At 61.1% G+C, this 16,418-nt stretch carries 20 protein-coding genes and 1 riboswitch; of the genes, 8 read left to right on the top strand and 12 right to left on the bottom strand.

The genetic code is table 11. The features are described 5' to 3' along the window. Positions 1 to 36: 36 nt before the first annotated feature. Entirely contained in the window at positions 37 to 636 is a 600-nt protein-coding gene (locus tag Q0Z71_RS07040; protein ID WP_298020030.1) for a tyrosine-type recombinase/integrase, read from the bottom strand. A 518-nt stretch (positions 637 to 1,154) separates the two neighbouring features. Here Q0Z71_RS07040 and thiI point away from each other — a divergent pair. The 3 genes from thiI (at position 1,155) to Q0Z71_RS07025 (ending at position 4,454) form a co-directional block, all read left to right on the top strand. Then, on the top strand, positions 1,155 to 2,333 hold the full coding sequence (thiI, locus tag Q0Z71_RS07035) for a tRNA uracil 4-sulfurtransferase ThiI (RefSeq protein ID WP_298020222.1): 1,179 nt from the start codon (positions 1,155 to 1,157) through the stop codon (positions 2,331 to 2,333). 58 nt (positions 2,334 to 2,391) lie between these two features. Further along, positions 2,392 to 3,654, top strand: coding sequence for a competence/damage-inducible protein A (locus tag Q0Z71_RS07030; RefSeq protein WP_298020027.1), 1,263 nt, complete (start codon positions 2,392 to 2,394; stop codon positions 3,652 to 3,654). Positions 3,655 to 3,773: 119 nt separating this feature from the next. Next, entirely contained in the window at positions 3,774 to 4,454 is a 681-nt protein-coding gene (locus Q0Z71_RS07025) for a PHP domain-containing protein (RefSeq protein WP_298020024.1), read from the top strand. A gap of 171 nt (positions 4,455 to 4,625) precedes the next feature. On the opposite strand, the gene Q0Z71_RS07020 is transcribed toward Q0Z71_RS07025, so the two are convergent. Further along, a complete protein-coding gene (locus Q0Z71_RS07020; protein ID WP_298020021.1) occupies positions 4,626 to 5,384 on the bottom strand; it encodes a ZIP family metal transporter in 759 nt (252 codons plus the stop codon). 131 nt (positions 5,385 to 5,515) lie between these two features. Next, positions 5,516 to 5,908 carry a hypothetical protein gene (locus Q0Z71_RS07015; protein ID WP_298020018.1) on the bottom strand — a complete coding sequence of 131 codons (393 nt, stop codon included), beginning with the start codon at positions 5,906 to 5,908 and terminating at the stop codon, positions 5,516 to 5,518. Positions 5,909 to 6,004: 96 nt separating this feature from the next. Next, positions 6,005 to 6,107: riboswitch (purine riboswitch) on the top strand. Between the two features lie 66 nt (positions 6,108 to 6,173). Here Q0Z71_RS07015 and Q0Z71_RS07010 point away from each other — a divergent pair. Continuing rightward, the gene (locus Q0Z71_RS07010) at positions 6,174 to 7,445 is read left to right on the top strand and encodes an amidohydrolase family protein (protein ID WP_298020014.1); all 1,272 of its coding nucleotides are present in this window, start codon (positions 6,174 to 6,176) and stop codon (positions 7,443 to 7,445) included. Between the two features lie 33 nt (positions 7,446 to 7,478). On the opposite strand, the gene Q0Z71_RS07005 is transcribed toward Q0Z71_RS07010, so the two are convergent. After that, positions 7,479 to 7,721: a helix-turn-helix domain-containing protein gene (locus Q0Z71_RS07005; protein ID WP_298020011.1), complete on the bottom strand. Its 243-nt coding sequence runs from the start codon at positions 7,719 to 7,721 to the stop codon at positions 7,479 to 7,481. Between the two features lie 99 nt (positions 7,722 to 7,820). On the opposite strand from Q0Z71_RS07005, the gene Q0Z71_RS07000 reads away from it, so the two are divergent. After that, positions 7,821 to 8,009, top strand: coding sequence for a hypothetical protein (locus Q0Z71_RS07000; RefSeq protein ID WP_298020008.1), 189 nt, complete (start codon positions 7,821 to 7,823; stop codon positions 8,007 to 8,009). A 46-nt stretch (positions 8,010 to 8,055) separates the two neighbouring features. On the opposite strand, the gene Q0Z71_RS06995 is transcribed toward Q0Z71_RS07000, so the two are convergent. The 5 genes from Q0Z71_RS06995 to Q0Z71_RS06975 all read right to left on the bottom strand — a co-directional run bounded on the left by Q0Z71_RS06995 (position 8,056) and on the right by Q0Z71_RS06975 (position 10,758). Next, positions 8,056 to 8,526 carry a small multi-drug export protein gene (locus Q0Z71_RS06995; protein WP_298020005.1) on the bottom strand — a complete coding sequence of 157 codons (471 nt, stop codon included), beginning with the start codon at positions 8,524 to 8,526 and terminating at the stop codon, positions 8,056 to 8,058. 66 nt (positions 8,527 to 8,592) lie between these two features. Continuing rightward, a complete protein-coding gene (locus Q0Z71_RS06990) occupies positions 8,593 to 9,408 on the bottom strand; it encodes a hypothetical protein (RefSeq protein WP_298020002.1) in 816 nt (271 codons plus the stop codon). Continuing rightward, complete coding sequence (locus tag Q0Z71_RS06985; protein WP_298019999.1) at positions 9,402 to 10,097, bottom strand: ABC transporter ATP-binding protein; 696 nt, start codon at positions 10,095 to 10,097, stop codon at positions 9,402 to 9,404. The genes Q0Z71_RS06990 and Q0Z71_RS06985 overlap by 7 nt, the downstream gene beginning before the upstream one ends. Next, positions 10,078 to 10,470, bottom strand: coding sequence for a GntR family transcriptional regulator (locus Q0Z71_RS06980; RefSeq protein ID WP_298019996.1), 393 nt, complete (start codon positions 10,468 to 10,470; stop codon positions 10,078 to 10,080). The genes Q0Z71_RS06985 and Q0Z71_RS06980 overlap by 20 nt, the downstream gene beginning before the upstream one ends. Before the next feature lie 105 nt (positions 10,471 to 10,575). Next, complete coding sequence (locus tag Q0Z71_RS06975; protein WP_298019993.1) at positions 10,576 to 10,758, bottom strand: hypothetical protein; 183 nt, start codon at positions 10,756 to 10,758, stop codon at positions 10,576 to 10,578. 152 nt (positions 10,759 to 10,910) lie between these two features. On the opposite strand from Q0Z71_RS06975, the gene Q0Z71_RS06970 reads away from it, so the two are divergent. Together Q0Z71_RS06970 and Q0Z71_RS06965 are read left to right on the top strand one after the other, a co-directional pair. Beyond that, positions 10,911 to 11,132 carry a helix-turn-helix domain-containing protein gene (locus Q0Z71_RS06970; RefSeq protein ID WP_298019990.1) on the top strand — a complete coding sequence of 74 codons (222 nt, stop codon included), beginning with the start codon at positions 10,911 to 10,913 and terminating at the stop codon, positions 11,130 to 11,132. 39 nt (positions 11,133 to 11,171) lie between these two features. Next, entirely contained in the window at positions 11,172 to 11,342 is a 171-nt protein-coding gene (locus tag Q0Z71_RS06965) for a helix-turn-helix transcriptional regulator (protein WP_298019987.1), read from the top strand. A gap of 424 nt (positions 11,343 to 11,766) precedes the next feature. Here the strand turns inward: Q0Z71_RS06965 and Q0Z71_RS06960 are convergent, their stop codons facing one another. From Q0Z71_RS06960 to Q0Z71_RS06950, 3 genes are all read right to left on the bottom strand, one after another. After that, complete coding sequence (locus tag Q0Z71_RS06960; protein WP_298019984.1) at positions 11,767 to 12,612, bottom strand: HAD-IIB family hydrolase; 846 nt, start codon at positions 12,610 to 12,612, stop codon at positions 11,767 to 11,769. 324 nt (positions 12,613 to 12,936) lie between these two features. Next, on the bottom strand, positions 12,937 to 14,229 hold the full coding sequence (locus Q0Z71_RS06955; RefSeq protein ID WP_363316690.1) for a stage 0 sporulation family protein: 1,293 nt from the start codon (positions 14,227 to 14,229) through the stop codon (positions 12,937 to 12,939). Between the two features lie 5 nt (positions 14,230 to 14,234). Further along, a complete protein-coding gene (locus Q0Z71_RS06950) occupies positions 14,235 to 15,095 on the bottom strand; it encodes a DNA polymerase III subunit delta' (RefSeq protein ID WP_298019977.1) in 861 nt (286 codons plus the stop codon). A gap of 469 nt (positions 15,096 to 15,564) precedes the next feature. On the opposite strand from Q0Z71_RS06950, the gene Q0Z71_RS06945 reads away from it, so the two are divergent. Continuing rightward, positions 15,565 to 16,418, top strand: an 854-nt coding sequence (locus tag Q0Z71_RS06945) for a PEP/pyruvate-binding domain-containing protein (RefSeq protein WP_298019974.1), incomplete at its 3' end; no start/stop codon positions are given.

Here is a 16,418-nt window from a genome sequence, read left to right as displayed (position 1 = left end):
GATCTCCTCCAGCCGCAGGCCCAGCTGCCATGTCAGTCACAGCGTCACCCCTGCCGGGGTGGACTTTTCCGCCTGCAGCAGCTTCCAAAGGGCAAATTCGTCGATCTGGGCGGGCTCGTCCCGGCGAATGCGGGTGGAGACCCTTTTCTCCTCCAGGTGCGCGCCGAAGTGGACGTTCAGCGCGGCAGCCTCCACGCCGGTGATGCGGGAGACGTACTGCCAGTCGTGCTCCTCCAGCTGCCGCAGGATGAAGTCGTGGCGCAGGTCGATCAGGCGGATGCCGGTCTGGCCCTCCTTGTCCAGGGCCGTCCGGGCCAGCCGGGAGATGGATTGGGGCGTCAGGGGCCTCTGGTCCCGGTCTGAAAGCACCACCACCTCGGAGCGGCGGTTACGGCTGTCTCTCAAACCGGCCAGCCAGTCTGCCAATCCATCCGGAACCGGGACGGCGCGGTCCGGCAGAAGGATCTGCTGGTCCAGGAAATCGATCTGCGCCCAGGTCAGGTGCTGGATCTCGTCCCGCAGCAGCCCCGCCTGCCAGGCAAGGCGCAGAATGACCCCCGCCGCATTGTAAAAATTTTGTTTCAGAATGCGATCCATGGCCCCCTCATCCGGGCGGTTGACGACATATTCCTGCATAGTGCCCCTCCAGTTTTGTTACAATTATGTATCTCATAATTGACTGTCATTTTCTCCCTGCTTTTTCGGAAATTTCCAGGTTTATCCGAAAAAATCCAGTAAAATCCATTCAAATTATTTGGTACAACTATGGAATACATTTATTGTTTTATAACAAAATTGCTGAAACCGTTGCGCCGCAACGGTTCCAAAGTTTTCTATATCTGCAAAATACATCATCAGATAGCAAAAATCAATATCACATCGCATATTTTATGTTTCCGCGGCCCACAATGGGCCGCGGCATGGGAGCGGAACCAGCGGGGCCTGCCTGTCAGAAACGCCCTGCCGGTCCCATGTACGCTCCAGGAGCCGCGGCTGGCGGAACAGGTCCCCAGCTGTTTTGACTGCGGGAGCCCTGTGCGCGCGGTAAGTGGATGCTGGACACTTTTTTGCAAAAATCAGACTTTTCCTTCGGCTCTGAATGTGATATCATGCTTTCGTATGTTGAAATAACCGATTTGGAGGAACTTCCCATGATGAACAACAACGAAATGCTGCTGCTGAAGCTGGGCGAGGTGGTCCTGAAGGGCCTGAACCGCAGATCCTTTGAGGACAAGCTGGTGTCCAATGTCCGCCGGCGGCTGAAAAGCTGCGGCAGCTTCCAGGTCTATATCCGTCAGAGCACCATCTACGTGGAGCCCACCACCGAAAACTGCGACATGGAGGCGGCCTATGCCGCCGCCCGGCAGGTGTTCGGCGTCGTCTCCGTGGCCCGGGCCGTCCCCTGTGAGAAAACCATGGAGGCCATCGTGGAGACCGCAAAGACCTATCTGGCGGACGCCTTTGCCGCCGCCCGGTCCTTCAAGGTGGAGAGCAAGCGGGCGGACAAGAATTTCCCCATGAACTCCATTCAGATCAGCCAGGCCGTGGGCGGCGATCTGGCGGAGCTGTTCCCCCATGTGGCGGTGGACGTCCACCATCCGGACCTGACCGTCTATGTGGAGATCCGGGAGAAGTACGCCTATGTCCACGCTCCCTCCGTCCCCGGTGCCGGCGGCCTGCCGGTGGGGATGGGCGGCCATGCCGTCTCCCTGCTGTCCGGCGGTCTGGACTCCCCTGTGTCCTCCTGGATGATGGCCCGCCGGGGCGTGGAGTTGGAGATGGTCCACTTCGTCTCCCCCCCTTACACCTCCCAGCAGGCCCAGAACAAGGTACTGGAGCTGGCCCATCTGCTGACGGCCTACTGCGGCCGCATGATCGTCCACATCGTGCCCTTCACGGAAATCCAGGAGGAGATCCGCAGAAACTGCCCGGAGGAGTATTTCACCCTCATCATGCGGCGGTTCATGATGCGCCTGGCGGAGGCCGTGGCGAAAAAGGCCGGAGCCAAGGCCCTGATCACCGGTGAATCCCTGGGCCAGGTGGCCAGCCAGACCATGATGGCCCTGGGCGTCACGGAGGACGTGACCACCATGCCCGTCCTGCGGCCTCTCATCGGCATGGACAAGGTGGAGATCATCCGCATCGCCCGGGAGATCGGCACTTACGACACCTCCATCCTGCCCTACGAGGACTGCTGCACCGTGTTTACCCCCCGCCATCCCTGCACCCGCCCCCACCTGGAGGACGTGCGGAAGGCGGAATCCGCTCTGGATGTGGACGCCCTGGTGGCAAAGGCCCTGGAGGGCGAGACCTGGGTGCGGGTGAAGCCGTAACCAGGGGGCTTTCTGTGCAACCATCAACTGCCAATCATTCATGCAGGAAGGGGTTTTTATGTCACACACCGCTGAGATCATCGCCGTGGGCACGGAACTGCTGCTGGGCAATATCGTCAACACCAACGCCCGGGACATCTCCCAGGCCCTGTCCGCCGTAGGCGTCAATGTCTTTTGGCACACCGTGGTGGGGGACAACCCCGCCCGTCTGAAGGATGCCCTGGATATCGCCCGCCGCCGGGCGGATATCATCATCACCACCGGCGGCCTCGGCCCCACCTACGATGACCTGACCAAGCAGACCATCTGTGAGGCCTTTGGCCGCAAGCTGGTGCTGCACCAGGACATTCTGGACAACATTCGCGCTTACTTCGAGAAAAACGTCCACATGGCCATGCCGGAGAACAACGTTCAGCAGGCGGAGCTGCCGGAGGACTGCACCGTATTCGGCAATCCTGTGGGCACCGCTCCGGGCTGTGCCTTTGAGACCGGCGGCATCCATGTGCTGATGCTGCCCGGCCCGCCCTTTGAGATGCTGACCATGCTGAGGGATCACGCCCTCCCCTATCTCCGGGGCCTTTCCAGCGAGGTCATCGTCTCCCACGACATCATGACCTTCGGCCTGGGGGAGAGCCCTATGGAGGAGCTGCTGCGGGAAAAGATGTCCCACATGGAAAATCCCTCCCTGGCCACCTACGCCAAGCCCAGCGAGGTGCGCCTCCGGGCCACCGCCAAGGCCGCCGGCCGGGAGGAGGCCGAGGCCATGCTGGCTCCGGTGGTGGAGGAGATCACCGCTCTCCTGGGCGATGTCGTGTATGGCATCGACGTCCCCGGTCTGGAAAACGTCTGCATGGACCTGCTGAAAAAACAGGGCAGGACCTTTGCCACCGCCGAGAGCTGCACCGGCGGGCGGATCGCGGAGCGCATCACCGCTCTCCCCGGCGCCTCCGCCGTCTACCGGGGCGGCGCGGTGAGCTATTGGACCAGCGTGAAGGCCCGTGTACTGGGCGTTCCCCAGGAAATCCTGGACACCTGTGGCGCGGTATCCGAGGAGACCGCCCGGGCCATGGCGGAGGGCGCCCGGACCATCACCGGTGCGGAGATCGCCGTGTCCGTCACCGGCGTGGCGGGACCGGACCCGGACGAGCGCGGCGTGCCCGTGGGCATTGTGTATATCGGTCTGGCGACGCCGGACGGCACCTTCTGCCGCCCCTGTGATTTCGGCAAGCGCCGCCGGGACCGCATCCAGGACCTGGCCGCCAACCACGCCTTTGACGTCCTGCGGCGCTATCTCACGGGCCTGCCTATCCAGATCCGCTGAAAAGCTTTAAAAATCCCGCCTGCTCTCTTGACAGGCGGGATGATTTCGTGTATTTGTATATCGAAAACGTTTGCGCCCTTTCTGGGACGCTGAAAGCTGAGAAAAGGAGCGTATTTGCCATGTACAAGATCGAAACCCATCTCCACACCACCCACACCAGCAAATGCGGCCATCTGGAGGCCCCCGTCCTGGCCAAAGCTTACAAGGAAGCGGGCTATGACGCCATCGCTGTCACCGACCACTACAACCGGGACACGGTGGAATACCTGCACCTGGACCTCACCCGCACCGACGGCCTGCTGGAAAAATTTCTGGACGGCTTCCACCGGATGGAGGACGCCTGCGGCGAGCTTGGCATCCGCGTCTACAAGGGCGCAGAACTGCGCTTTGACGAGTGCGACAACGACTATCTGCTCTATGGCTGGCACGATGAGCTGCTGCGGGACATGCCCCGGAATCTGAAAATGAGCGTGGTGGAGTTCTCCAGGCTGGCTCGGGAGGCAGGTGCCCTGCTGATCCAGGCCCACCCCTACCGGAAGAAGTGCACCCCCGCCATCGCCTGCTATCTGGACGGTGTGGAGGTCATCAACGCCCATCCCCGGCATGACAGCCACAACGACTGGGCCAAGGCCTACGCCGAGCAGTTCGGCCTGATCCAGACCGCCGGCTCCGACTGCCACCAGACGCCGGACATCGCCCGCAGCGGCATCCTGTCCGACACCCTGCCCGCCAACACCTTTGCATTTGCGGACCTGATCCGGTCCGGAAATTACACGCTGATTGAACCGCCCAAGGACTGACTATATAGTCAATTTACTTGAAAAAGCGCACAGCGGTTGACAATGAAAGACGGCACGGAGACTTTTCTCCGTGCCGGTTCTTTTCAGGACAGCAGATCTCCAGAGCCCCTGCACCAGGACTGCCTCTACCTGGGACGGTTTCAGGGAGGACAGCGTCCTCTCCGCGCGTGGTCAGCCCAGAGCCACGTCCAGCACCATCATGATGAGAAACCCCACCACAAAGCCGCAGGTGCCCGCCCGGCTGTGGGCCTGGGGCACCAGCTCCTCCACCACCACATACAGCATCGCCCCGGCGGCAAAGCTCAGCAGCCAGGGCATCAGGGGATGCGCCCAACCCGCAGCCAGCACCACCAGGATGCCGAACACAGGCTCCACGATGCCGGACAGCATCCCGCCCGCAAAGGCCTTCCGCCGGGACTGCCCCTCCTGCCGCAGGGGCAGGGAGATGGCGGCGCCCTCCGGGAAATTCTGGATGCCGATGCCCAGGGCCAGCGCCGCCGCTCCGGCAAAGTTCTCCCCGGACGCCGCCAGCGCGAAGGCCAGGCCCACCGCCATGCCCTCCGGCACATTATGTAGGGTGATGGCCGTCATCAGCAGGGTGTTCTGCCTCCAGGCGGCGTCCTTCTGTTCCCGCCGCAGATAGGGCAGCAGTGCGTCCAGCGCCGCCAGAAACACCACGCCCAGCAGCATCCCCGCCGCCGCGGGCAGCCAGCCCGGGAAGCTCCCGTCCGCCGCCGCCTGGTCGATGGCGGGCAGCAGCAGGCTCCACACGGAGGCCGCTGTCATCACGCCGGCGGCAAAGCCCAGCATGGCCCGTTGGAACCGGGGCTTCGGCTCCCCGGCGAAGAAAAACACCATGGCCGCGCCCAGGGTGGTCATCAGAAAGGTGAACCCGGTGCCCAGCGCCGCCCACTGTAAAGATCGCAGCATACTATCAACGCCTTCTTCTTGGGTTCGGGCGGAGCACCGCCCGTATGCCAGTATAAGCGCCGTTCCCGGAGAAGGTGCAAAGACCGGGCGGCTGCCGCCGCCCGGTCCTGATCGCCGCTGCATCCCGCAGCTTATTCCATTTCGTCTGTGATCCAGTTCAAGACGGCGACCGTGTAAAGGAATCCCCCCAGCATCAGCAAAACGGGGATCCCGCTCTCGCGCAAAACAGCCGCCAATGCAAGGGAGAGCACGACCAGAACCACTCCGAACAGTTCCACGGCCAGCCGCCATTTCCCGAACAGTTTCCGGGCCGCGGCTTCGCGCCGGGCAGAGGCCTCCCGGCTCTCCCCCGCCCGCTTTTCATGCATGGCGCGGTACAGGTTGAACACAGCTTGCCCGGCCCACGCAAGGGCCATCAGCATGTAGACCCCCTTATGGAGCAATACGCCGCCGGCTCCCGAAGCCACGGCAATAAGCAGGCAGCCCAGTCCCCGGAAAAAATCGGACTTGTTATAGATCTTCATACGCCGCCCCCCCTTTTTTCCACCATATCATATCTCCGTCCTCATTTTCAATCGCATCTTGCTTTTCCGCTCTCCCCGTGCTACAGTATAGACAGCGGCATACAAGTGAAAAGGGCTCATATAATTTCGCTGTGCGGATGGCGCGAAAGTTTCTACGGAGCCGCCGAAAGGCTCTGCTATGAGTGTCTGACCGATGGAGAGGATCTCTGTTCGGGCGGGCGCTCCTTTTCTTTTGTGTCGAAATCCTGTGAAATGAGGTATTTGTATGGCTGTTGCGATCTTGAAGGGCACTATTGTGTCCGCCCCCGCCCTGGGCAAACTGGACGTTGCGGAAAACGGATATCTGATCGCGGAGGACGGAAGGATCACCGGCGTGTTCCCCGTTCTGCCGGAGCAATACGCAGGCGCGCCTGTGGAGGACTTTGGAGACGCCCTCATCCTCCAGTCCTTCGCGGACCTGCACCTTCACGCCCCCCAGTATCCCATGCTGGGCATGGGCATGGACCTGCCCCTGCTGGACTGGCTGAACGCCTACGCCTTCCCCACCGAGGCCCGGTTCGCGGACCCGGACTACGCCCGGGAGATCTACCAAGGGCTGGCCCGGGAGCTGGTGGAGAACGGCACCACCCGGGTGTGCATGTTCTCCTCCCTCCACCGCCAGGCCACCCTCATCTTGATGGAGGAGCTGGAAAAGGCGGGCGTCACCGGCTATGTGGGCAAGGTGAACATGGACCGCAACGCCCTCCCCGGCGTGCTGGAGGAGACCACGGAGGACTCCATGGGGGAGACCCTGCGGTGGCTGGAGGAATGTCAGGACCTCCGGCACATCAAGCCCATGCTGACGCCCCGGTTTACCCCCTCCTGCACCGACGGGCTGATGGCCTTTCTGGGCAGGCTGGCGGCGGAGCGGGGACTTCCCGTGCAGTCCCACCTGTCGGAAAACCGGGCGGAGATGGACTGGGTGCGGGAGCTGCATCCGGACTGCCGGCAGTACTGGGAGACCTATGCCAAATACGGCATGTGGAACGACCGCACCGTCATGGCCCACTGCGTCTGGTCCGACCAGCGGGAGCGGCAGGCCATGCGGGACGCAGGCGTCACCATGGTCCACTGCCCGGACTCCAATCAAAACCTCTGCTCCGGCGTGGCCCCGGTGCGGGCGATGCTGAACGAGGGCGGCAAGGTGGCCCTGGGCAGCGACATCGCCGGAGGCGACCATCTGTGTATGTTCGACGTGACCGCCGCCGCCCTCCGGGCCTCCAAGGCCCGCCGGGTGCTGGACAACTGGGAGACGGACTTCCTCACTGTCCCGGAGGCGTGGTTCCTGGCCACCTCCTCCGGCGCGGCGTTCTTCGGCGAACAGCCGGGCTTTGCGCCGGGAAATCCCCTCCACGCCATTGTGCTGGACGACAGCCGGCTCCCCCAGCCCCACCCCCTGACCCCGGCGGAGCGGCTGGAGCGGTGCGTCTACCTGCGGCAAAAAGATGCTGTCCGGGCGGTGTGGAGCGCCGGGCGGAAGGTGTTCTCCGCAGAATAACAGCAAGGACCGTCCAAATGGACGGTCCTTGTTCTATCGGATCTCCTGTTCCAGGTCTGCAAACTCCGGGCCGGAGAAAAATTCCTCCAAGGATATCTCCAGTCCGTCGCACAATATCTTGATCGTTGTGATAGACACATTTCTGCGCTTAGGGTCCATCATGCTGTATACCGTAGACGGCGTAACTCCGGCACAAACCGCTAGTTCGTTATACCGTATGCCGCGCTGGCGGCAAATCGCTGAAAAGCGCGCTGCCACAGCGTCCTTGACCGCCATATCCATCACCTCACGGATATGGTATCCATCATTTCGCGTCTGCGTATACGCACTTGCGTATTTTTGAAAAATATGTTATTCTGTCAATGAGGTGATATGATGCAGAGCGAACAGGAATTTTACCGCTGTCTGGCCTCTGACGCCAGCAGCCGGGCGCTGCGGGCGATCCAAAAGATCCTGGCCGACGACTCCCTGGACGATCCGGCGTGCTTTCACCGGATCGAGGCCATCGTGTCCCTGCTGGAGGATATGGGCATCTCCTGCGGCGGCAGGCACGATTTTGGATAGACGTGAAAAAGAGAGCCTTTCGGCTCTCTTTTTTCCTTTCTATCCATCAAAACAGGTGGATCAATCCCATGGTCAAAAGAGTGATGAGCATCCCCGCGATGACCAGGCCCAAAAAGATAGCGGGCAGGGCGTGGCGCATCCGGATATCCAGCACGGAGGCCACCAGCGCGCCGGTCCAGGCGCCGGTCCCCGGCAGGGGGATTCCCACCAGGACCACCAGTCCCAGCAGGCGGTATTTCCGCACGATGCGGCCCTTCAGGTGGGCCCGGCGCTCCAGCCAGTCGATCTTCGGCCCGAAAAACGCCGTTCCCCGCAGAAAGTCCGCCGCCCGGCGGGCCAGCAGCATAATGAGGGGCACCGGCAGCAGATTGCCCAGGACCGCCACGGCGCAGGCCACGGCGGGCGGCAGTCCCGCCGCCACGCCCATGGGGATGGCCCCCCGCAGCTCCACCACCGGCACCATGGCGGTGCCGAAGGTCATCACCAGTTTTCCAAATGCAGTCTCCAAAAAGGGCATAGGTTCCTCCAAAACAGGATACACGGGCCGGGACACGCTCCCGGCCCGTGAAGCGTTATGGACAGTTTACTCCAGATTCAGGCGCTTTTTCAAGCAGAATGTGGTGATGGCGTAGAAAATCGCGCTATAGAGCACCACCAGCACGATGCAGAAGATCAGCACCGCGTGCACGGCGGCCATGCCGTTCAGCTGCCAGCTGGGCAGAAAATCAAAGAGGTTCAGCGCGTCGAAAGCGAAGATACCCGTGCCGCCCAGGAACTGGAGGACGAACTGGAAGCCGAAGAAGAAGGCCACGGAGCAGGCCATTTTGTGGTTGGCAAAGCTGTGGCCCACCGCCAGGGCGGCGTAGAACTGCAGGCAGAAGGCCACCAGGCTCAGGAAGGTCAGCGCGATCAGCTCCACCGCGATGGCCGTGCCGTTGATGGCGTAGTACGCGCCGATCTCCCGCAGTTCCCGGAACAGCCCCCGGAGGCCCTGGAAAAACTCTCCCAGGAAGCTCACGTTGAAGGCCATGATGCAGGCCGCCAAGATCACCGCCAGAACGGTGAGGATGAACCACACCGAGGAGACGATGAGCTTGCTCCACACCTGCTGGTGCACGGACACCGGCAGGGTCATCATCACATAGCCCTCGTCCTGCAGAAGATTCTTGTAAAACCGCTGGACCATCAAAACAAAGCTCATGACGCACACGCCCACGATGGCGACAAAGAACGCCGTTATCAGCAGACCGCCCAGCACATCCAGGATGCGGTACTGCGTGCTCATCAGGCCCCGGGTGGAGAGGTTGGCGCCGAAGGCCGTCACCAGCAGGATCAGGAACAGGGGCAGCATGATCCGCCCTGTGGCACGAAACTCGTGCTTCATCAGTTTTCTCAGCATTTGAACACCTCCCGGAACAGCTCATCCACGCTCATGCCCTTCTCCTCCCGAATCTGGTCCACGGAGGACTGGAGCACCACACGGCCCTGGTTGATAAAGATAACCTCATCCAGCACCTTTTCCACATCGGAGATCAAATGAGTGGAGATGACCACCGCCGCCTCCGGATTGTAGTTTCCGATGATGGTGGAGAGGATATAATCCCGGGTGGCGGGGTCCACGCCGCCGATGGGCTCATCCAGCAGATAGAGCTTGGCTGCCCGGCTCATGACCATGATGAGCTGCACCTTCTCCCGGGTGCCCTTGGACATCTGCTTGATGCGCTGCCTGGGCTGGATGTTCAGGTGGGCCAGCATCTCCTCCGCCGCGTCCCGGCGGAAATCGGCGTAAAAATCCCCGTAAAAGTCCAGCAGCTGGGCGGTGGACATCCAGGTGGGGATGGCCGTCCGCTCCGGCAGATAGCTGACGCAGGCGTGGGTCTCCTTCCCCGGCCTCATGCCGCACACCAGGATCTCGCCGCTGGTGGGCGTCAGCAGGCCGTTGGCCAGCTTGATGAGGGTGGTCTTGCCGCTGCCGTTGGGGCCCAGCAGGCCCACGATGTGGCCCGGCTCCACGGCGAGGCTCACCTGGTCCAGCGCCGGAGCGTGGCCGTAATTTTTGCAGAGGTCCTTACATTCCAGAACCGACATGCGCCGTCTCCTCCTCTCCCGACTCCTGCCGCAGCAGGGACACAATCTCCTCCCGTTGGAAGCCCAAATTGGTCATGGCCGCCAGAAACGTCTTGATATGCCGTTCCGCCAGACCGCGTTTTGCTGTCTCGATCATCGCCTTGTCCTCCGTCACAAATCTGCCCGCGGTCCGCTGGCTGTATACCAGGCCGTCCCGCTCCAATTCCATCAGCGCCCGCTGCATGGTGTTGGGATTGACGCCGGCCTCCGTGGCCAGGTCCCGCACCGACGGCAGACGCTCCCCCGGCGGAAACCCGCCGGACACGATCCCCACTTTGATCTGCTGGATCAGCTGTGTATAGATGGGGGCATCGTTGGAAAATTGCCACTTCATGAATACACCTCCCGCTTCATTTGTATTATCTAAATAGTACAATAACACAGCTTTTGAATTTGTCAAGGGGGAAAATAAAAAAAGCTGCGCCGGGCGCGGTCCTTTTTATGGAAGGCCATGGTTTTTTCCCGCAGGGGGGCCAGCGGGCGTCCGGGTCCTGCCCGGGCCGCCCTCCAGGCGGTCCTCGCAGATCTCCGGCACGATATCCATCTCCGTGGCGCGGTCCTCCGCCTCTTGCAGGGCCGTGGTCAACCGCCGGATCCCCAGGATGGCCTCCCCGCGCTCCAAATCCTCCACCGCATCTGCATGGCGGCAAATAAATAAAAGGAAAGCTCCCTGTAACTGGTCATATCATCACCTCACAAATCATTGTGCCATAAATTCTGCCAAAGCACAATGGCAGAATTCATGCCATACTATGATGGCTGTGAGGTGATGGCATGACACTGGAACGCATCCGCGCGCTGCGGGAGGACAGAGACTGGACCCAGCAGGAGCTGGCAGATATGCTGCATATCAACCGCAGGACCTATTCCGCATATGAGAACGGTGTAAACGCGCTTCCGCTAGATATCCTCATTGCCATTGCGCACATCTATCATACCAGCACGGATTATCTCCTGGGACTGACGGATATCTCTCTCCCTTATCCTCCTAAATGAGGTCCCTCCTTCTGCTATATGCTCTCTGTGGGTGATGATATGTTTCAGCGAATCCGCGCCCTGCGGGAGGATCACGATCTGACACAGGCGCAGATCGGCGCCGCGGTGGGCGTTTCACAGCGAACATACGCTTATTATGAAAACGGCCAGCGGATGCTTCCGCCGCAGGTGCTCTGCGCACTGGCCCGGTTTTATAATCAAATAACTTGAAAAGTGGTAAAACCACTTTTCAAGTGTCACAGCGCATATGCGCTGTGACAGGCCGCGAAAGCGGCCTTGATTTGGATTTCATAGTCATTAACCGTGCGCTTCGCGCACGGTGGGCATTGCCCGCTTGAAAAACAGCTTTGCTATTTTTCAAGTTAATTGACTATACCATGTCAGCACCGACTATCTCCTGGAGCTGACAGACATTCCCACACCCTATCCGTCCAAAAAGCAGACCGGCCCATCATAGGGCCGGTCCGTTTTTTAAGAACCTGTATTCACAAGCGGGGAATGCCGGGTGGACGAGGGATTTTCCCGGCAGGCAAGGCGCTTTGACGCAGGAAGTTTGTGTATTTCAAGGAAAAGCAGCGCAGTATGGCGGGAAAAGACCCGCCCAGACGGTGTTAAACGCTTATGAATACAGGTTCTAAGAATACCGCTTGTCCAAAATCCCCACAATGTCCGCCAGGGCGCTCTCCCGGACGTCGGCCACAATGGTAGCGCCGCATTCCCGGACCAGCGGCGCACAGTTGGCGGGGGCAAAGCCCTCCGCTGCTGCGGTCAGCATCGAGATGTCGTTGCCCTCATCTCCTGCGCAGTACACATGGTCCATGGAAATGCCCAGCCGCGCCGCCAGACGGCGGACCATGCCGCCCTTGTTGGCGCCTCGGGCCGTCATCTCCAGCAGCGTGGGGTCGGAAAAAATCAACTCGTATGCATCCGACCAAGCCTGTCCCTCCAAGTACTCCTTGATCTCCGCCAACTCCCCGTGGCTGCCCTCAAACATCAGCTTTCCCAAAGGGGCGGGCACATCCAGCAGGGAAGGCGACTCCGTCACCGCGACATGGGTGATGTGCTCGTGGTGCCGGGTGATCTCGTTGGGCTGGACCGCGTGGATGGTATTGCCGATATGGTACGCCTCCACCGCCACCGCCGGATAGCGGTCCAGGACCGTCTGGACCCGCTGATGCGCCTCTTCGTCCAGGAAATTGGTATCCAGATACTCTCCGGCAGCAAAGTCGTACAATGCCGCGCCATTGCACAGAACAGCCGGTGCGTTCATCGGAACGCTGTCCGCCAGCCGGATAAAGGAGGCCAGCGCCCGGCCGGTGGCCACGGTAAACCGCCCGCCATGTTTCATAAAGTAATCCAGCGCTTCCAGCGTTCTTGCAGATGGCGCAGGCATATCGGCCCCGCCCCGGAATGAGGAGGCTGTATCCACAATGGTGTTGTCAAAATCGCTGGCAAGCAGTACGCCGGTAAACTTCCCCATAAGTCTTCTCCTTTATCATCAAACATTGCGTCACAAAATGGCGCAGGCCCCGAAGAGCAGCCCAATAAAAATCTCTGCGCCATTGGCGGCCCATAAAAGGTTCCGCCAGTCCCTCGCCATTTTTTGATCCCGGCAAGGGTATTCACTGCCGGTCCCCAGCCGGAATCCCCGCCGGAATATGGCCGCTGCGATAAGCGTGGCGGCGCCGATTATCATGTACCTTTATGTGCCCTCATGTACCCTTTCAGAAATATACGGTCCTCCATAGGCATTCTTTCTTAAGAAACCCGCCGCCCGCAATGCGGACGGCAGGTTGTCTTTCTCTTATTCGCTCTTGGGCGCGGGACCGCCGCCCTCGCCGCCTTTGTTCCGGCGGCGGCCGCCCCGGTGGTGGGGCCTGCGGCGGCGCTTGGCCTCTCCGCCGTCGCCGCCCTCGGCGGCCTTTGCCGTCTCGGGCTTGGGCTGCTGGGGCTGTTTGGGTCCCTGCTGCTTGGGCGGACGGGGCTTCTGGCTCCCCTGGCCGCCCTTTTTCTCCTCGCCGGACTTGGGCTGGGCCTGCTTGGCGTCCGGCTTGACCAGATCACCGGCGGGTTTCCCGCCCCGGCGGCGGCCGCCCCGGTGGCGGCGGCGGGGCTTGCCGCTGTCGCTGCCCTCTACGCCCATCTTCTCCCGGATGGGCGCGTCCTCCAGATGGGAATCCATATAGAACGGCGTGGCGGTGATGACCGGCGTGATAAATTCCTCCTCCGGCTTCTCCTCCACATAGCGGGCAGGGCGCTCCGGGATCTCGATGCCGTCCCGGCTGCCCTTGCCGTTGCGCAGAACGCGGATCTCACAGCTGCGGTAGGTCTTCAGCGGCTCGCTTGGCAGGGCGGAGTCCAGGCTGACCTTCATGGTCTCCCGCAGCAGGTCCACGCTCTTCACGTTGCCGGGGCCGTCCGGCGTCTGGACAAAGGACTCCACCTTGGGCATCCGCTTGGCCGCGTCCTCATAGGCGTTCTGCTCATATTTCAGGCAGCACATCAGGCGGCCGCAGGTGCCGGAGATCTTCGTGGGATTCAGGCTCAAATTCTGGGTCTTGGCCATCTTGATGGAGACGGGCATGAACCCGTCCAGAAACTGGGAGCAGCAGAAGGGACGGCCGCAGATGCCAAGGCCGCCGATCATCTTGGCCTCGTCCCGAACGCCGATCTGCCGCAGCTCGATCCGGGCCCGGAACACAGACGCCAGGTCCCGCACCAGCTCCCGGAAATCCACCCGGCCATCGGCGGTGAAATAGAAGACGATCTTATTGCCGTCAAAACTGGCGGACACATTCACCAGCTTCATCTCCAGGCCGTGGTCCGCGATCTTCCTCTCGCAGATGTCAAAGGCCTCTCTCTCTTTTTTCTTGTTTTGCTCCACGGTGCGGCAGTCGGCCTCCGTCGCCTTCCGCAGCATGGCGCACAGGGGCTTGACGATGGCGGAATCCGCCACCTCGTGGTTGCCCTCCGTGCAGGTGGCGAACTCCGGGCCCTGGGCGGTCTCCACGATCACCTGGTCCCCCATTCGCACCTGTACCCCTTTGGGGTCAAAATAATAATTCTTACATCCGCCCCGAAAGCGGACGCTGATCACTTCCGTCAAAGGATACCCTCCAATTCCGCAGCGAGGGCGCCCAGCACATGGCCGGTGCCAACATTGTAGGCGCATTCCCCGTGATACTTCTGCAATAGTTCTATTGTGCGCATGATTTGGCTTTTTGTCAAGTTTTTCGCAAGATATGGTGCGATTTCCCGGTCATTTTCCTCCGGTTGGCCGCCGTACAGCAGCAAAAGCGCCGACGCGAAGGCGGCCCGGCTCCGCTCCAGCATGGCCGACAGATCCTCCCGGGCAATGCGTTTTTTCTCCAGCCGGACACACAGCTCCGCCGCCGCGCCGTGCTTCCGCTTTCCGACGGCCCGGCAGAGTGCCTCCCCCGCCTCGGATGCGCCGCCCGCCGTCTCCTCCGCCGGACGCAGCTTCAGCTCCACACAGCGGGAGCGCAGCGTCTGAAGCACCACCGCGGAGTTCTCCGCGCAGAACAGGAATGCCGCGTAGGGCGGTCCCTCCTCCACGATCTTCAAAAGGACGTTCTGGTCCTGCTCCGTCAGCAGGGTGCAGTCCGGAAACAGATAGACCTTCCGCTGTCCCTCATTGGGCCGGATATAGGCGTCCGCGCGAATTCCCCGCACCACGTCCACAGCGATATTTTTGTGCTGATCGTCCCGCACGGTGACGACATCCGGGTGGATATCCCCCAGCACCTTGCGGCAGGCCGGGCACACGCCGCAGGGCCGCGCCCCTGCTCCGGCGCACTCCATGGCCGCAGCGGCGTAGCGGGCGGCGGACAGCCGGTCTCCGCTGCCGGTGAACAGCAGGGCGTGGGACAGGGTCCCCCGGGTGGCGGCCTCCCGGATCCGGGTGGAAATGGGGTCATTTTCAGGCAGGCCAAATGGGGTCATAGCGGCGCTCCTCTCCATGGTCTTGCAAATCTTTTGATATTTTATCACGATTTCCCGGAAAAAGAAAGCGGGAAACTGCGTCTTGACGGAAGAAAGCACGGAAGCAGCCGCCGGACACGGCGGCAGAGCGGACAGAAGAAACCGGCCCCGCAGCTGGCCGCATGTTCTTTCCCATCGGCGGATCAACCGGCTCTCACCGGGTCCATGACCGCCCGGAGATGGGTCTCATTCTTTAATCGTTTTCCTGGACGTGGTGTTTTTCCCATAGCCATGTCTGCTGTTTTCGTATAAAATTGCTACGCTTTTGTGGAATTCTTTGAAATTTTGGCCTTTTTCTTATGCTATTTATGTATTGTTTTCCAGAGGGCTTCCTATTATAATATTATCGTCAATTTAGCTAATCGTTTAACCGAATATGGTCGATAGTTTTATCTGCCATCGGGCCGCGACAAAAAACGGAGGAATGAAAATGAGCAAAAAATATTGTTACCTGTTCACCGAGGGCAACGCCAACATGCGCGAGCTTCTGGGCGGCAAGGGTGCCAACCTGGCCGAGATGACCAACATCGGCCTGCCCGTCCCCCAGGGCTTCACCATCACCACCGAGGCCTGCACGCAGTACTATGAGGACGGCCGCCAGATCAATCCCGACATCCAGGCCGAGATCATGGAGTACATCGAGAAAATGGAGGCCATCACCGGCAAGAAGTTCGGCGATATGGAGAACCCCCTGCTGGTCTCCGTCCGTTCCGGCGCCCGCGCCTCCATGCCCGGCATGATGGACACCATCCTGAACCTGGGCCTGAACGAGACCGTGGTGGATGTGCTGGCCAAGAAGTCCGGCAATCCCCGCTGGGCCTGGGACTGCTACCGCCGCTTTATCCAGATGTACTCCGACGTCGTCATGGAAGTGGGCAAAAAGTACTTTGAGCAGCTGATCGACAAGATGAAGGAGGCCCGCGGCGTCACCCAGGATGTGGAGCTGACCGCCGAGGACCTGAAGGAGCTGGCTGGCCAGTTCAAGGCCGAGTACAAGAGCAAGATCGGCGACGAGTTCCCCAGCGATCCCAAGGAGCAGCTGATGGGCGCTATCCGGGCCGTGTTCCGTTCCTGGGATAACCCCCGCGCCAACGTCTACCGCCGCGACAACGACATCCCCTATTCCTGGGGCACCGCCGTCAACGTGCAGTCCATGGCCTTCGGCAACATGGGCGACGACTGCGGCACCGGCGTCGCGTTCACCCGCAACCCCGCCACCGGCGAGAAGAAGCTGTTCGGTGAGTTTTTGACCAACGCCCAGGGCGAGGACGTGGTGGCCGGCGT

This window comes from uncultured Dysosmobacter sp., assembly GCF_947631635.1.
Classification (GTDB): domain Bacteria; phylum Bacillota; class Clostridia; order Oscillospirales; family Oscillospiraceae; genus Oscillibacter.
This window is presented reverse-complemented; position numbering and strand designations above follow the sequence as displayed.

Excerpts from the sequence above, each read along its gene's own strand:
- Q0Z71_RS07020 (WP_298020021.1), bottom strand. The coding sequence starts at position 5,384 with ATGCTGCGATCTTTACAGTGGGCGGCGCTGGGCACCGGGTTCACCTTT.
- Q0Z71_RS06960 (WP_298019984.1), bottom strand. The coding sequence starts at position 12,612 with ATGGGGAAGTTTACCGGCGTACTGCTTGCCAGCGATTTTGACAACACC.
- Q0Z71_RS06985 (WP_298019999.1), bottom strand. The coding sequence starts at position 10,097 with ATGTCGGTTCTGGAATGTAAGGACCTCTGCAAAAATTACGGCCACGCT.
- Q0Z71_RS07030 (WP_298020027.1), top strand. The coding sequence starts at position 2,392 with ATGTCACACACCGCTGAGATCATCGCCGTGGGCACGGAACTGCTGCTG.
- Q0Z71_RS06965 (WP_298019987.1), top strand. The coding sequence starts at position 11,172 with ATGTTTCAGCGAATCCGCGCCCTGCGGGAGGATCACGATCTGACACAG.
- Q0Z71_RS07005 (WP_298020011.1), bottom strand. The coding sequence starts at position 7,721 with ATGGCGGTCAAGGACGCTGTGGCAGCGCGCTTTTCAGCGATTTGCCGC.
- Q0Z71_RS07015 (WP_298020018.1), bottom strand. The coding sequence starts at position 5,908 with ATGAAGATCTATAACAAGTCCGATTTTTTCCGGGGACTGGGCTGCCTG.
- Q0Z71_RS06995 (WP_298020005.1), bottom strand. The coding sequence starts at position 8,526 with ATGCCCTTTTTGGAGACTGCATTTGGAAAACTGGTGATGACCTTCGGC.
- Q0Z71_RS06990 (WP_298020002.1), bottom strand. The coding sequence starts at position 9,408 with ATGCTGAGAAAACTGATGAAGCACGAGTTTCGTGCCACAGGGCGGATC.
- Q0Z71_RS06980 (WP_298019996.1), bottom strand. The coding sequence starts at position 10,470 with ATGAAGTGGCAATTTTCCAACGATGCCCCCATCTATACACAGCTGATC.
- Q0Z71_RS07010 (WP_298020014.1), top strand. The coding sequence starts at position 6,174 with ATGGCTGTTGCGATCTTGAAGGGCACTATTGTGTCCGCCCCCGCCCTG.
- Q0Z71_RS07025 (WP_298020024.1), top strand. The coding sequence starts at position 3,774 with ATGTACAAGATCGAAACCCATCTCCACACCACCCACACCAGCAAATGC.
- Q0Z71_RS06950 (WP_298019977.1), bottom strand. The coding sequence starts at position 15,095 with ATGACCCCATTTGGCCTGCCTGAAAATGACCCCATTTCCACCCGGATC.
- thiI (WP_298020222.1), top strand. The coding sequence starts at position 1,155 with ATGAACAACAACGAAATGCTGCTGCTGAAGCTGGGCGAGGTGGTCCTG.
- Q0Z71_RS07000 (WP_298020008.1), top strand. The coding sequence starts at position 7,821 with ATGCAGAGCGAACAGGAATTTTACCGCTGTCTGGCCTCTGACGCCAGC.
- Q0Z71_RS07040 (WP_298020030.1), bottom strand. The coding sequence starts at position 636 with ATGCAGGAATATGTCGTCAACCGCCCGGATGAGGGGGCCATGGATCGC.
- Q0Z71_RS06970 (WP_298019990.1), top strand. The coding sequence starts at position 10,911 with ATGACACTGGAACGCATCCGCGCGCTGCGGGAGGACAGAGACTGGACC.